This is a genomic window from Protofrankia coriariae (assembly GCF_001017755.1).
Taxonomy (GTDB): domain Bacteria; phylum Actinomycetota; class Actinomycetes; order Frankiales; family Frankiaceae; genus Protofrankia; species Protofrankia coriariae.
Genome location: NZ_JWIO01000037.1, coordinates 1 through 13,253 on the forward strand (window position 1 = coordinate 1; position 13,253 = coordinate 13,253).

Consider the following 13,253-nt stretch of genomic DNA (forward strand, 5'->3'; position numbering starts at 1 on the left):
TTCTTATCTTAGCGGCATTGTGGCCAATACACCCAGAAGGAGGCGGTGTCAATTATCGACCGCTGTTCCATTCCTAACCGTCCGCCAGGACGCAACGCCCCACCGGCACGCACGCACCCCTTCAAATCCCCTGCCAGCACCCCGACAACCGGACGGGAGAAGAAGATCGAACCAGGTCTTCAAGTTTTCCATTCAAAATCTTTGACCGGATCGCGATCTGAATCATGCGTACGGCAGTTCTGAGAACATCCAGGGAAAGGAGAGCCATCAATGGAGCTACCAGACGGCTCCGCCGTACCATTCCTCCAACAGGAACGGGTACCAGTGACTCGGACCGCACGACATGGATACTGCGAAGAGCACACCTCGCACTCACCGCGGAGACCGGCCAGATCCGACCTCGAGCGCCGGATTTCCGGGGGGGTGACAGCAGGCCCATCTGCGTCAGGACTGCCCGGCCGAGTGGTGTTTCCGGGTCCCCGAGGACGAGAGGGAGATCGAAGTGGTTCCGGGCGGGCACCACAAGATCGGCAACTGGCGTGCCCGCTCGGGTCAGGGATGATACGAACTGTCTGTGCTGGGCGGCGAAGGCGGCCGTCTCGTTGTCGCCGCGGGCGACGATCAGCGGTGGGGCGTCGCCGTGGACATGACGAATCGGGCTGTTGCGGGCCGCTTCGGCTGCGGTGAGCCCGATCTGTTCTCCGACATAGGTGTGCCGCAGCGGCTCGAGATCGTAGATACCGCTGAGCAGGCAGGCACCGCGGATCACGTCGAAGGGGCGCAGCGCGGGAGAGAGCCAACCGTCCATCACACACATCGCGGCGAGATGAGCCCCGGCGGAGGAACCGCTCAGGAAGATCCGCTGGGGGTCGACGCCCAGCTCGGCGGCGTGCCGAAAAATCCACAGTATGGCGTTGCGGACCATGGCGACGATCTCGTCCAGTCGGTGAGCGGGCGCGAGCCCGTACCCCAACGCGGCGAAGGACGCTCCTCTCGTGACGAAGTCCGGCGCGGCGAAGGACGACTCCTCCTTGCTCAGTTCCTGCCAGTAGCCGCCGTGGATGAAGACCTGTAGCGGCGCGTCGGGACCAGCGGCGGGGAAGAAGTGGAGCCGCTGGGCGGAGGTGTCTCCGTAGGAGATTTCTTTCCATGGCAGGGTTGCGCGGGCATCAGCCGACCTGTCCGCGTACATGCGTAGGTAAGTTCTCATGTCGGCTACGGTCAGGCTGGGCGAGTACGCCTGGTCGCGTAGTTCCCGGCTGGTCTCCCACGGGGGCGGTGACGTCCCACCGGCCGTGGTCCTGCCGTCTCCCGTGCCGTCGTTTCCCGTGCCGTCGTGGGTTCTCGCCGGCCTAGCCATCGGATTCCTGTCGAAGGGATTCGGGGGCGTGAACCCGCGGAAGGCTTCCGTCGTTCGGCGGGCCGAAACGACTCCTTGCCTCCCAGAGTTCCGGATAGAATTTCATCGGAACCCGTTCCGCCAGGTAGCCGCCACCTGTGCTGCCACCTGTCCCAGGTTTTCCACCGAGCTGGCGCACCACCGTCATCTGGTGCCGCAGGCGCCAGGTCGACCACATCTGGTCGTGGTCGATCAGCGCTTCGGAGAGCTCCCACAGCTCGTTGTACCGATCGTCGCCGACCGCTATTTCGTAGAAGATCGCGGCTCGCTGCTGTGGGGTGCCGACGGCGAAACCAGCGACGGCCAGAAGCGTGATGAAAGAGTCCCACAGGTCCGGTTCGGTCAGTCGCCGGGACAGCCGCTGGTGGTCCTCGGTGCTCAGCCAGACGGCCCTGTCCAGCCAACCGCTGTCGTCGGCACCGGACAGGAATTCTATTTCTCGGAACTGCGTCGACTGAAGCCCGCTGGACGACCCCAGCGTTCCACGGAACTCCAGGAATCCGTGCGGCGTCATGGTGTCGACGACGTCGATCTGGTTCACCAGCACGCGCTCGATCTCGTGGCAGCGGCGCAGCCGGAGGCGGGCCCGGTAGGCGTCGCCGTCAAGCATCCGGTCCCTGGCGTTGGAAAGCTCGAACAGCAGCACCTTGAACCACAGCTCATACACCTGGTGGACAGTGATGAAGAGCAGTTCGTCATGGGCAGGGGGTGAGCTTCTGCACCGCTGCTGGTCGAGCACGTGGGGAAGGCGAAGGTAGGTCGCGTAGGTGAGTCCGCTGTCATGATCGGCGGAAGGCTGCATGGTGTCCTCACTCGATGCCGTGGGCGGCGAAGGTCTCCCTCGCTCCAGGAAGATCGAGGACGCCGGCGGACTCGCACATCCGCCGGGTGGCCTGGGCGACCTCGCGGATTCGTCGGGTCGCGGCGGTACCCCCGTAGACGTCCCGGAGCACGGTGTCGGCAGTGGGCTCGTCGAGGCCTGCGAGCAGGAGAGAGGAGCGGACCGGCGCGGTGTCCCAGACGAGACATGCCCTGATCAGAGGCGGGATGGCGTGCGCCACGCGGGCCCGGAGCGAGGGTTCCAGATGTCCCCACAGAAGGTGGAAGAACGCGACGAAGAACCGGTGGTGGTGTCCCTCGTCACGGGCATGGTCCCGGGTCACCTCCCGGACCGCGGTGACGACCGTGGGATCGTTGGGGACCTCGTTGAGGACCGCGGTTATCAACGTCTCGAACACGATCACCTGCAGCAGATGAGCGAGCACCGGTTCGCCGGGGAGAATGGCGCGCCCGGTCTCCTCGAGACGTTCGACGAACCCGCCGTAGTCCCACCGGGGTATTGGGATCCCCGTGGCGGTGGCGATCTGGTCGGCCAGATCGAGACTGTACAGCGAGTGATACCCCTCGTCACAGTATATTTTGTAGGCGTCCAGACGACACGAACGAGGCAGGTCGAAGCCCACCCGATTCCCGGCGATCCGCTCCGCCCCACGGTTGACGATCCTGGTCTCCAGGTGCGTTGCCGACAGCAGAAACTGGTACAGGTGACGCACGGTGAGTTCCCGTGTCAGGGCGGCCGGGAGAACACGGACGGCTTCGTGGGCAAGATAAGGAACCAGCTCGGAGGGAAAGAACACCCGTCCTTCCTCCATGTCCCGGTGAAATGTCCGCCGACTCCCACCGCGGACTCCCGCCGAGCTGTACCAGTCGTTCATCGGTTGAGCCGCTCCCGGCCTGCTCGGTTTCTTCTCCATCGTCAGCCCTCGACGTTTTCGTACCGCGTAGCACCGACCGGACGGGAGGAGACAGCGGCTCTTTCGTCACCCCGCGGCTCGGACGTGCCAAGGAGCCGAACAACACGGCTGATGCCCTCCGTTACCACGGCCAGGTCGGTGGCATAGCAGATCCGGAACCATCCGGGATCCGGGCTGGCGAAGAACTGGCCCGGCAGGACGTTGACACAGGCCTGTTCAAGAATTCTTTCCCACAGGGCGTGTTCGGCCGCGAAGGTGGGGGCGGTCAGCCACGCCCCCAGGTCGACCCACAGCGAAAATCCCGCCCCCACCGGCACGAAGGGAATACCAGCGGCGGTGAGGAGATCGACCGACGAAGCATAGGAAAGGGCAAGCCGTCGACGACTCTCCGCGAGGAAACGAGCAACCCATGCCCGGTCGGCGAGCACATCCCGCAGAAGTGCCTGGGTGTCGGTCGATGTCGCGGCGAAGTAGGCGAGTGCCCGGGCCGCGGCACAGACCTCGGGATCGGGACTGCACAGAACACCGATCTTGAAGCCGGGTAGTCCGAAGTCCTTCGCGAATCCCCACACGATGTGGACCCGTCCGGTCCCGGCCGCCCTCACCTCGGGATCGAGAAAGCTGACGAACGGTGTCTCGCCGAAGACCGAATTGGCGTAGATCTCGTCCACGATGACGTCCACCCCGTGCTGACCGGCGACCTCGGCGATCTCCCGGAGGACCTGCGGCGGGTGGACGTGACCGACCGGGTTCCCCGGTGAGGCCAGTGCCACGGCACGGACGGTGACACCCCGCTCGCGAGCACGGGTCAGCGCGTGGCCTATCTCCGAGGTCGTCACCTGGAAGTTCCTGCCAGCGCTCAGGGGCACGGGCAGCAGGCGGGCGCCGGAACGCCCGAGCAGGTCGACGTCGAAAGCCCCGTAGTAGGGAGCGGGCACGACGACCGCCTCCCCCGGATCGCACAGGACGGAGGCGATGACGTCCAGAGCGCTCGTCACCCCGCTGACCACGACAAGGTGTTCCGGGTCCACCTCCGTCCGGCAGACTCCGCCGAGGAAACGAGCGAGCTGTTCCCGGAAGGCGTCGGTGCCGTGCAGCGGGGCGTAGTGGGTGTCCGCGGCGCTCAGTGGACGCGGGCCGGTCAGCCGGGGCGCCAGCAGGTCCCACACCAGTCGGTTCTCCGCCGTACCAAGATTGATGTACCCGTCCGGGCGCAGCCGGGGATGGTACGGATGCGCCTCCGCTCGGAAGTGCGCCGCGGCGATCGCCGGCGGCTGGGCGGCCAACGCCGCCGCACGCCTCGACACCATCAGCGACCCCCCGGACGGCCGCCACGCACCCGGTCGGATTCCGCGGAGTGCTCGGCAAGCAGGCCGGGACGTACTCCCAGGCCCATCGACGCGTCCACGACCGCCCCGTGCAGCACGCCGGATCCGTTGCCGCACAACCACCACACCAGCTCCGCGATCTCCTCCGGCCGGATCAGCCTGCCCTTCGGCAGATTCGCCTCGAAGTCGAGCCGGGCCTGCGGCGCCAGCCGGTCGAGCGTGCTCTCCCGCAGCATGGGCGTGTCGACCGCCCCCGGGCACACCGCCATGACATCGACCGGAGAATGCGCCGTCTCCGCCGCGAGATGGCGGGTCAGGTAGGCGAGCGCCGCTTTGCTCATGCCGTCCACGACGTCGAATCCCGGGAACTGCGCCACCCCGCCGCCGACGCTGCAGATATTGACGATCTTCCCGTAGCCGCGGTCCAGCATGCCCGGCAGGAGGCGCCGGATCAGCCACAGCGGGCCGATGCTGTTGATCCGCAGGAACGCCTCGTCCCGGTCGCGCGAATCCTCGACATACCGGTCGATACTCCGCGTGCCCACGGCGGCGTTGTTGACGAGCACGTCCACCGGGCCGGGAAGCGCCGCCAGCAGAGCGTCATGGCTGCCCCGCTCCCCCTGCCTGAACTCGAAGGCGCGCACCCGGGCGCCGTCAGTCGTGCGCAGGTCCGACACAACCGACTCGGCGACGTCCCGTCGGGAGTGGTAGGTGAACCACACATTGTCATCATTACGGGCGAACCGTGTCACGGTGGCCAGACCCACACCACTGGAGCCACCAGTGATCAGGACGTTTCGCGGCATCGTGTCCTTTCCTGTGATCCTGTGGAGAGCGGCTCCTGTGCGGAGCGGCGCGCCGGGGCCTGCGCTGGCCCGCCACGAGACGCCCGGAGCAACCATGAGGAGGGCGCGCCGAACTACCCGGCCCAGACGATCCGTCGATCACGCTGTCCAGCTCCGGCAGCTTGATCGGCAGTCATGTGGTCGGGATGGTCAGGTCGTTCCTCATGGCCGGGACCGTGCTGTCAGCGACGACAGCACACGCCTCAGCCTGCGCCGGATGGTTACGGAAATCTCATGACGCGGACTCTGCCCGCAGCGCCTGCGGTCCGGGACGATAGCGAGTCGCGGTCAGCAGGTACGGACTCTAGCAGCACTTTCACCCCGTATCCACGGACTCCTCCCCGTTTTTCCGCAGTAGGTTCGGATCGAATGCGAGCAGCCTCCAGGCTTGTCCGCGACGTCAGCCGGATCTGGCGCGGATTCCGCACACCCAGCTTGCAATGCATGCAGTGCTAGCATTGGATGGCTGGAAGGGGTGGTATGTCATGGCGACGTTGACGATCAGGGATCTGGATGACGAGGTGAAGGCGCGGCTACGGGTCCGCGCGGCGCACAACGGCCGGTCCATGGAGGCGGAGGCCCGGGCGATCCTCCGGGCCGCCCTGACCGGGCCGGCCCCGCGACGCGGGCTGGGCAGCCAGATCCACCAGTACTTCGCGGACCTCGACGAGGACGTGGAGCTTGCGCTGCCGCCACGCACGGAGCCACCGAGAGCGGCAGACCTCTCCTCATGATCACGCTGGACACGAACGTCGTCTCGGAGCTGATGCGCGCCCGGGCTGATCCAGGGGTCGTTGCCTGGATCGACAGCCAGCCCGCCGACGAGATCTACCTGACCGCGGTGACCATGGCCGAGCTGCGCTACGGCGTCGCCCGGGTGCCCGAGGGGCGACGCCGCACCGACCTGGCCGACCGGCTGCAACGTGCCGTCGAGGCGGGTTTCGCCGGCCGCGTCCTGCCCTTCGACGACGACGCGGCGGCCCACTACGCGGACATCGTCATGGGACGCGAGCGGCGGGGCCTGCCCATCGCCATGGCCGACGCCCAGATCGCGGCCATCTGCCGCTCACACTCCGCTGGCCTCGCCACCCGCAACACCGGGGACTTCGTCCACACCGGCATCGACCTGACAAACCCCTGGCAGACAACACCAGCCAACTGACCGGGCCGAGCATCATGGGACGATCCGACGCTGTGAGCTCCCCGTTACTTCAACCGTCGACCATCGCAGCCGCCTATCCCCACCGCTATGTGGTGGTGGACGTGGAGACCGCCGGACTGATAGCACAGCGTAGCCGAATCCTCTCGGTAGCCGTAGTGCACGTGGCGTCGGACGGCACGGTGGAACGGCGATGGTCGACCCTGCTCGATCCGGGATGCGATCCCGGGCCGGTGCACATTCACGGGCTCACCCGCGAACGGCTGGCCGGCAGCCCCATATTCGACCTGGTAGCCGATTCTCTGCTGCCGCTGCTCGACGGCCGGATCTTCGTCGCGCACAATGCGGTTTTCGACTGGCAGATGCTTGCCACCGAAGCAATGCGGCTGGGCATCCGCCTCCCTGTCGAATGGCGGCTGTGTACCCGGGTTCTCGCCCACCGGCTCGATCTCGACCTGCCGAACCTCAAACTGGCGACGCTGGCGGAGTACTGGGGAGTCGTCCAACGTCAGGCCCACGACGCCGTCGACGATGCCGACGTCCTCGCCGCTCTGCTGCCGCGGGCGTTGGGGCACGCCGCCAGCCAGCAACTGGACCTGCCCCTCGCCTCCTGCGGCACAGCGCGTGACGACGTGGCAATCCTGCCCGCCCGGCCCCGGGCAACCATGCGAAAACCGCCCTGCCCCTATCTCAATCCGGGGCTGCTCACCGTTGGCGGGCCGCTCGTCCAGGGCATGCGGGTTGCCTTCACCGGAGATACCGTTATTGATCGTGAAGAATTAGTCGAGAAAGCTACGGCTGCCGGACTACACGTCACCAGCGCGGTCAGCCGTCGGACCAGCGTTGTGCTCACCAACGACATCCGCAGCGGAACAAGCAAGGCCCGCGCCCACGGCATCGAGGTCAAGGACTGAAAGCGGGATGCTCCCGGGCCGATCCAGGATGCGTCCCGCTCGGCATCCGCCCCGGCACTGCCGCGGTACGTCGTCACGACTGTTCACGGCCACGCACAGCCGGCCACGTGGCGCGGCCCGCACCGCGTCTGACCGCACCGATCCTGACAGCACATCCGCTACTGCTGGCCCGCAGATGGCCCAAAAAACCCCAGCCACAGGAACGTGGGAGGTTATCTTGACTGTCAGCCGTGCCGCGATGCGGGGGATCAGGACAATCGGCACAACGGTTGCCCGGTCAGGTCGGCGATCAGCTCAAAGTCCTTGTCGTAATGCAGGAGCGTAAGCCCGGCAGCTTCCGCCGTCGCTGCGATCAGCAGATCGGGGATACTGGGAGTTCTGTGGTGGCCGGCCGCGGCCAACATGCCTTGGACCTCGTAGGCACGTCGGGTCACGGCGGTCGGCATGTCCCACTGAATGGCCATGCGCGCGAGCGGCGGGGTACCGAGAAGCCGGGTGTGTTCAGGGCCGTTGCGGGCCGAGTACCCCACTTCGAGCAGTGTGACCGCACAGATGTGCATCAGACCTTGATCGACTCGCCGTGACCAGACCGGCTCGTCGGGATGGGCCGGTATGCGGACCATCGCCGACTTGTCGATGAGCCAGCCCTCAGTCACGACCAGGCACCGCGCATCACATCCTCGTCGGCAAGGTCCGAGATCAGCTCGTTGAGCTGTACCCAGTCCTCCCGTCCAAGGGGTGGACGAGCGTCGCGCGACGCTCGCTCGGCTTCGGCAGCAAGCATGCGGCGCAGATACTCGACGCGCGAGATCCCGGCGCGGGCAGCGGCGGCGTCGAGCTCGGCAAGAACCCCATCGGGCACGTCGCGGACGAGGACGTCGGCCATGGGCGTCACCTCACACGTTTGATATCAGATTCCCCATCTACGATATCATGATCAGTTACGTGAGGCGATCATCAAGCGGCTCTGGTGCGGCTCCCGTGGATGCGGCGTTTGACCGTCCAGGTCTCCAAAAGCCCACCTACACGACTGCCGTCACGCGGGCCTGACCCTGGCGGCCCAGTCCGGCGCCACCCTCCACGAACTCATGGCCCTCGGCGGCCACTCAACCCCACGCGCCGCCCTGATCTACCAGAAGGCCACCAGAGACCGCGCCGCAGAGGTCGCCCGAACCATGTCCACCCGCCTGGCCCGAGGCAGCACCATCCGCATGCGCCCCACCCCCTGAGATGGCACACCCACCCCCACTGGCACGCGGATGGCAAAAATCATGATCCACCTGCGCCTACCCGTGGGGGGTATGGGGGGCTCGGCCCCCCAACAGATATTGCGAAACGCCCAGGTCAGACCCCGTCTGACAGACCTGTCCCAAAGTGGAGCGGGCGACGGGAATCGAACCCGCGTTGCAAGCTTGGGAAGCTCGTGTTCTGCCTCTGAACTACGCCCGCGTGCTGCCTTCAGCATCCTACAGGCTCGCGTGGGCGAGATGCGGTGCGGTGGGACCCAACCGGCGTCAGCCGGAGGCACGTGTCGCTACAGGGCGGACGACACACGGTATATCCGCCCGGAGAACGCGATCCATGTCCGTGAGCAGATCTTTTACTACTCTCCCGGATCGATGTGCTACTCAGAGCACACGTCCGGGAGGAATACGTGCAGTTTCGCAAGAGCATGATCTCGTTGACGGCTGGAGCCCTGCTCCTTGCCGGTGCCGCCTTCGCCGACGCCACATCCGCCTCGGCCGCGCCCGCCTCCACCACCGACGGCACCGCGATCACCGTCGGTGCGACGACCGACGGCTCGACGACCGGTGATCCGACGGATGGGCACCGCTCGCCGGGCGAGTGTTCGGAGGCCGACTTCCGGGACGACTCACGGCTGGGACCCCGAAAACTGCCGGTCACCGGCGAGGTGGGCCGGGAGCTGTCCCACTACCAGCGGACCGGCGGGGAGCCGNNNNCCAGCGGACCGGCGGGGAGCCGGTCCAGCAGTTCCTGGACACCTGGTGGGACCCGTCCGCCCGGTCCGGCCAGGGCGGCTGGCAGTACCCGCCGAAGGACGGATACCTGATCAATCCGGACGGTACCCCGCAGCGGACGGTGACATCGCTGACCCCGGGGCTGGAGTTCGACCGCTTCGGTGGCACGGGCGGCAACTTCGCCTCCCCGGAGGGGACGAAATACGCCGCCCGGGCCATCCCGCCGTCCAACCTGGACTCCACCACGGACCCGGGTAGCTGCAACTACCACGCCTACCGGGTGCTGCAGACGTTCTCCGTGTACAGCGGCGCCATCCGGCCGTGGTTCGACCAGCCCGGCTACGGACAGCAGTACCAGGTGGTCAGCGCGCTCATCCCGGGGGCGCCGGTCGTCGATCCGGTCTCCGATGCGCTGCCCATCCAGTGGCTGCTCGACAACCAGCTCATCTGCTCGACGACCGACGCGGCCTACCTCTGCCAGTGACGGGACGACGGATGCCCCCGTCCGACGACCGCGACAAGGCCGGCGGACGGTAGCGTGCTCGGACGTGCTGCTGTCTGACCGGGACATCCGAGCCGAGATCGCCGCGGGACGCGTCCGCCTGGAACCGTACGATCCGGTTCTCGTCCAACCCAGCAGTATCGATCTGCGGCTCGACCGGTGGTTCCGGGTGTTCCAGAACCACCGGTACAGCCACATCGACCCCGCCATCGAGCAGGAGGACCTGACCGAGCTTGTCGCGCCGGACGTCGACGAGCCGTTCGTCCTGCATCCCGGGGAGTTCGTCCTCGGCTCGACCCTCGAGATCGTCACCCTGCCGGACGATCTCGCCGGCCGGTTGGAGGGCAAGTCCAGCCTCGGCCGCCTCGGCCTGCTCACACACTCGACCGCGGGTTTCATCGACCCGGGTTTCTCCGGCCACGTCACGCTTGAGCTGTCGAACGTGGCCACTCTGCCCATCAAGATCTGGCCGGGTATGAAGATCGGCCAACTGTGCCTGTTCCGGCTCTCCTCGCCGGCGACGCACCCGTACGGCTCGGCCGTCTACGGCTCGCGCTATCAGGGCCAGCGCGGCCCCACGCCGTCCCGCGCCTACCGTGACTTCACCCGCGCCGCCGTCTCCCCGGACGACCACAACCGCGACCGTAACCACAATCACGACCACACCGGGTGACATCCACGTGGGCGCGGCGGTCGCCTCACAGGTTCGGGCGGAAGCGCACCGGCTCCCGTCCGAACGGCTGGCCGGGAGCCGGCCGGGTGGGCGACGGCGGCACGGGACGGCTCACCGGCTCCTTCGTCGTCACCCGCACCTGTTCGCCGTGGTGGACGATGACGGTCGGGTCGCCGCGCAGCAGCACGTAGGACGCGACGGCGTCGGTGACCTCGACCCGCAGCCGCCGGCCCCGCCGGGACAGCGTGAACGCCAGCCGGCTGATCCCCTCCGGCAGCCGGGGCGCGAACGACAGCGTCTCCCCGGTGTCGCGCAACCCGCCGAACCCCTCGACCAGCGCGATCCAGCTCCCGGCGAGCGAGGCGATGTGCAGGCCGTCCACGGCCCGGTTCGACAGGTCGCGCAGATCCGTCAGCGCGGCCTCACGCAGGTAGTCGTGGGCGAGCCCGAGATGGCCGACCTCGGCGGCCATCACCGCCTGGTAGCACGCCGACAACGACGAGTCGCGGACGGTCAGGGCCTCGTAGTAGGCGAAGTTGCGAGCCTTCTGCTCCTCGGTGAACGCGTCCCCCCTGCGCACCATCGCCAGCACCAGATCGGCCTGTTTGACGACCTGCTTGCGGTACAGGTCGAAGTACGGGAAGTGCAGCAGCATCGGGTACTGGTCGGGGCGGGTGCGCTCGAAGTTCCACACCTGGTGCCGGGTGAACCCCTCCGACTGCGGATGCACGCCCAGCTTCTCGTCGAACGGGATGTACATGTCCTCGGCGGCGTCGCGCCAGGACGCGGTCTCCTCCGCGTCCACACCGAGTTCGCGCGCCCTGTCCGGATGCCGCCGGACGGCGTTCGCCGCCTCGACCAGGTTCTGCTGCGCCATCAGGTTCGTGTAGACGTTGTTGTCCGCGACCACGCTGTACTCGTCCGGGCCGGTCACGCCGTCGATGTTGAAGTCGCCGTCGAGGTCGTGGTGGCCGAGGGAGCGCCACAGCCGGGCGGTGTCGACGAGCAGTTCCAGGCCGACGTCGCGCTCGAAGCCGTCGTCCCCGGTCGCGCGGACGTAGCGGACGACCGCGTCCGCGATGTCGGCGTTGATGTGGAACGCCGCCGTGCCCGCCGGCCAGTACCCCGAGCACTCCTCGCCGTGGATCGTCCGCCAGGGGAACGCCGCGCCGGAGAAGCCGAGCGTGCGGGCCCGTTCACGGGCCAGCGGCAGGGTGGCCTGTCGCCACCGCAGGGCGTCCGCCGCCGCGTGCGGGGCGATGTAGGCGAGCATCGGCAGGACGTAGCTCTCGGTGTCCCAGAAGGCGTGCCCGTCGTAGCCGGTGCCGGTCAGCCCCTTGGCCGGGATCGACCGGCGCTCGGCCCGCGCACCGGCCTGCAGCACGTGGAACAGGGCGAACCGAACGGCCTGCTGCACCTCGGCGTCGCCGTCGACCTCGACGTCGGCCCGCGCCCAGAAGTCGTCGAGGTAGGCCTGCTGCTCGGCGAGCATGCCAGCCCAGCCGGTCTGCCTGGCCGCGGTCAGCGCGGCGGCGGCCTGGTCCCGCAGCGCCGGCAGGGAACGCTGCTCCGACCAGCCGTAGGCGATGAACTTGACCATGCGCAGCGTGCTGCCGACGTCCAGCACGGCCGTCACGGTGATCCGGCAGGAGTCCTCGTCGCTCTCGGCGGTGACTCCCAGCCCGGGCAGCGGGTCGATCACATGGTCCATCGCGGCGGCGACCCGCAGGCCGCTGCGCCGGGTCTGGTGCACCAGCTCCGCGTACGTGCCGTGGCTGCCGTTCCACTCCGCCTGCAACGGCGCCTCCAGCACGGCGGCCGTCCGCGGGTCCGCGCTCTGCGGCGGCATCTGCTCGTTGGCGACCAGCTCGGACTGGATCACCAGCCGCGCCGGGACGTCCAGCGGTTCGACCTCGTAGCAGATCGCCGCCATGGCCCGCTGGACGAAGGACACCAGGCGCACCGTCGACACCCTGATCGCCTGACCGGCCGGTGACACCCACTCGGCCGTGCGCCGCAGCACGCCCGCGCGGAAGTCCAGCACCCGTTCGTGGGCCCGCAGCTCCCCGTAGCGGACGTCGAAGGGCTCGTCGTCCACCAGCAGGCGGATGAGCTTGCCGTTGGTGACGTTGATGACCGTCTGGCCGGACTCCGGATACCCGTAGCCGGCTTCGGCGTACGGCAGCGGACGCAGCTCGTGCACCGAGTTCAGATAGGTGCCGGGCAGGGCGTGCGGCTCGCCCTCGTCCAGGTTCGCCCGCAGGCCGACATGGCCGTTGGACAGGGCGAACAGCGACTCCGACCGGGCCAGCAGCTTCGGGTCGAGACCGCACTCACGCAGATGCCACGGCTCGACCGGGAACGACACGTTACCGATCACGACACGCTTCCGATCATGAAGGGCCACCGGACGAGAGGTTCCCATCATCCGCTGTCGCGCGGCCGGCGCGGCCGTGTTCGCCTGGCTGTCCGCCCGGCTCGAGCAGGACAGCCAGATCGGGGACGGTGATGTTCGCCCCGTGCGCGAGCAGGGCGTCGGCGTGCCCGACCCGGTCGACGCCGACCACGAAACCGAAACCACCGGCCCGCCCGGCCTCGACCCCGGCGAGCGCGTCCTCGAACACCGCCGACTGCCAGGGCTCGGCACGCAGCTTACGGGCCGCGGCAAGATAGGTGTCCGGTGCCGGCTTGCCCGCCAGC

Annotated in this window: 13 protein-coding genes and 1 tRNA gene; 5 read left to right on the forward strand and 9 right to left on the reverse strand. The window is 67.8% G+C overall.

The genetic code is table 11. From position 1 onward, the window contains the following. Positions 1-121 precede the first annotated feature (121 nt). The 5 genes from FrCorBMG51_RS27245 to FrCorBMG51_RS18945 are packed head-to-tail and all read right to left on the reverse strand — an operon-like array spanning position 122 to position 5,287. Entirely contained in the window at positions 122-1,360 is a 1,239-nt protein-coding gene (locus FrCorBMG51_RS27245) for an alpha/beta hydrolase (RefSeq protein ID WP_083731295.1), read from the reverse strand. Then, the gene (locus tag FrCorBMG51_RS18930) at positions 1,353-2,201 is read right to left on the reverse strand and encodes a tryptophan 2,3-dioxygenase family protein (protein ID WP_047224395.1); all 849 of its coding nucleotides are present in this window, start codon (positions 2,199-2,201) and stop codon (positions 1,353-1,355) included. Before FrCorBMG51_RS18930 ends, FrCorBMG51_RS27245 begins: the two co-directional genes overlap by 8 nt. Positions 2,202-2,208: 7 nt before the next feature. Beyond that, positions 2,209-3,153 (reverse strand): diiron oxygenase, encoded by a 945-nt coding sequence (locus FrCorBMG51_RS18935; RefSeq protein ID WP_338052769.1) that lies wholly within the window; start codon positions 3,151-3,153, stop codon positions 2,209-2,211. A gap of 2 nt (positions 3,154-3,155) precedes the next feature. Beyond that, the gene (locus tag FrCorBMG51_RS18940) at positions 3,156-4,463 is read right to left on the reverse strand and encodes an aminotransferase class I/II-fold pyridoxal phosphate-dependent enzyme (protein WP_047224396.1); all 1,308 of its coding nucleotides are present in this window, start codon (positions 4,461-4,463) and stop codon (positions 3,156-3,158) included. Then, complete coding sequence (locus FrCorBMG51_RS18945; protein ID WP_047224397.1) at positions 4,463-5,287, reverse strand: SDR family NAD(P)-dependent oxidoreductase; 825 nt, start codon at positions 5,285-5,287, stop codon at positions 4,463-4,465. Before FrCorBMG51_RS18945 ends, FrCorBMG51_RS18940 begins: the two co-directional genes overlap by 1 nt. Before the next feature lie 524 nt (positions 5,288-5,811). On the opposite strand from FrCorBMG51_RS18945, the gene FrCorBMG51_RS18950 reads away from it, so the two are divergent. The 3 genes from FrCorBMG51_RS18950 to FrCorBMG51_RS18960 are packed head-to-tail and all read left to right on the forward strand — an operon-like array spanning position 5,812 to position 7,399. Next, the gene (locus tag FrCorBMG51_RS18950; protein ID WP_013872141.1) at positions 5,812-6,060 is read left to right on the forward strand and encodes a FitA-like ribbon-helix-helix domain-containing protein; all 249 of its coding nucleotides are present in this window, start codon (positions 5,812-5,814) and stop codon (positions 6,058-6,060) included. Beyond that, positions 6,057-6,488: a type II toxin-antitoxin system VapC family toxin gene (locus FrCorBMG51_RS18955; RefSeq protein WP_047224398.1), complete on the forward strand. Its 432-nt coding sequence runs from the start codon at positions 6,057-6,059 to the stop codon at positions 6,486-6,488. Before FrCorBMG51_RS18950 ends, FrCorBMG51_RS18955 begins: the two co-directional genes overlap by 4 nt. Before the next feature lie 14 nt (positions 6,489-6,502). Continuing rightward, positions 6,503-7,399: an exonuclease domain-containing protein gene (locus tag FrCorBMG51_RS18960; protein WP_047224399.1), complete on the forward strand. Its 897-nt coding sequence runs from the start codon at positions 6,503-6,505 to the stop codon at positions 7,397-7,399. A 248-nt stretch (positions 7,400-7,647) separates the two neighbouring features. On the opposite strand, the gene FrCorBMG51_RS18965 is transcribed toward FrCorBMG51_RS18960, so the two are convergent. From FrCorBMG51_RS18965 to FrCorBMG51_RS18975, 3 genes are all read right to left on the reverse strand, one after another. Next, the gene (locus FrCorBMG51_RS18965) at positions 7,648-8,055 is read right to left on the reverse strand and encodes a PIN domain nuclease (protein WP_076844845.1); all 408 of its coding nucleotides are present in this window, start codon (positions 8,053-8,055) and stop codon (positions 7,648-7,650) included. Then, entirely contained in the window at positions 8,052-8,285 is a 234-nt protein-coding gene (vapB, locus tag FrCorBMG51_RS18970; RefSeq protein ID WP_047224400.1) for a type II toxin-antitoxin system VapB family antitoxin, read from the reverse strand. The genes FrCorBMG51_RS18965 and vapB overlap by 4 nt, the downstream gene beginning before the upstream one ends. Positions 8,286-8,774: 489 nt before the next feature. Further along, a tRNA-Gly gene (locus FrCorBMG51_RS18975) sits at positions 8,775-8,848 on the reverse strand. Between the two features lie 651 nt (positions 8,849-9,499). On the opposite strand from FrCorBMG51_RS18975, the gene FrCorBMG51_RS31735 reads away from it, so the two are divergent. Continuing rightward, on the forward strand, positions 9,500-9,862 hold the full coding sequence (locus FrCorBMG51_RS31735) for a TNT domain-containing protein (protein WP_052914840.1): 363 nt from the start codon (positions 9,500-9,502) through the stop codon (positions 9,860-9,862). Between the two features lie 64 nt (positions 9,863-9,926). Then, on the forward strand, positions 9,927-10,553 hold the full coding sequence (dcd, locus tag FrCorBMG51_RS18985) for a dCTP deaminase (RefSeq protein WP_047224401.1): 627 nt from the start codon (positions 9,927-9,929) through the stop codon (positions 10,551-10,553). A 25-nt stretch (positions 10,554-10,578) separates the two neighbouring features. On the opposite strand, the gene FrCorBMG51_RS18990 is transcribed toward dcd, so the two are convergent. Continuing rightward, positions 10,579-12,978: a glycoside hydrolase family 65 protein gene (locus FrCorBMG51_RS18990; RefSeq protein WP_420848644.1), complete on the reverse strand. Its 2,400-nt coding sequence runs from the start codon at positions 12,976-12,978 to the stop codon at positions 10,579-10,581. Positions 12,979-13,253: the final 275 nt, after the last annotated feature.

Excerpts from the sequence above, each read along its gene's own strand:
- FrCorBMG51_RS27245 (WP_083731295.1), bottom strand. The coding sequence starts at position 1,360 with ATGGCTAGGCCGGCGAGAACCCACGACGGCACGGGAAACGACGGCACG.
- FrCorBMG51_RS18930 (WP_047224395.1), bottom strand. The coding sequence starts at position 2,201 with ATGCAGCCTTCCGCCGATCATGACAGCGGACTCACCTACGCGACCTAC.
- FrCorBMG51_RS18935 (WP_338052769.1), bottom strand. The coding sequence starts at position 3,153 with ATGGAGAAGAAACCGAGCAGGCCGGGAGCGGCTCAACCGATGAACGAC.
- FrCorBMG51_RS18940 (WP_047224396.1), bottom strand. The coding sequence starts at position 4,463 with ATGGTGTCGAGGCGTGCGGCGGCGTTGGCCGCCCAGCCGCCGGCGATC.
- FrCorBMG51_RS18945 (WP_047224397.1), bottom strand. The coding sequence starts at position 5,287 with ATGCCGCGAAACGTCCTGATCACTGGTGGCTCCAGTGGTGTGGGTCTG.
- FrCorBMG51_RS18950 (WP_013872141.1), top strand. The coding sequence starts at position 5,812 with ATGGCGACGTTGACGATCAGGGATCTGGATGACGAGGTGAAGGCGCGG.
- FrCorBMG51_RS18955 (WP_047224398.1), top strand. The coding sequence starts at position 6,057 with ATGATCACGCTGGACACGAACGTCGTCTCGGAGCTGATGCGCGCCCGG.
- FrCorBMG51_RS18960 (WP_047224399.1), top strand. The coding sequence starts at position 6,503 with ATGGGACGATCCGACGCTGTGAGCTCCCCGTTACTTCAACCGTCGACC.
- vapB (WP_047224400.1), bottom strand. The coding sequence starts at position 8,285 with ATGGCCGACGTCCTCGTCCGCGACGTGCCCGATGGGGTTCTTGCCGAG.
- FrCorBMG51_RS18990 (WP_420848644.1), bottom strand. The coding sequence starts at position 12,978 with ATGGGAACCTCTCGTCCGGTGGCCCTTCATGATCGGAAGCGTGTCGTG.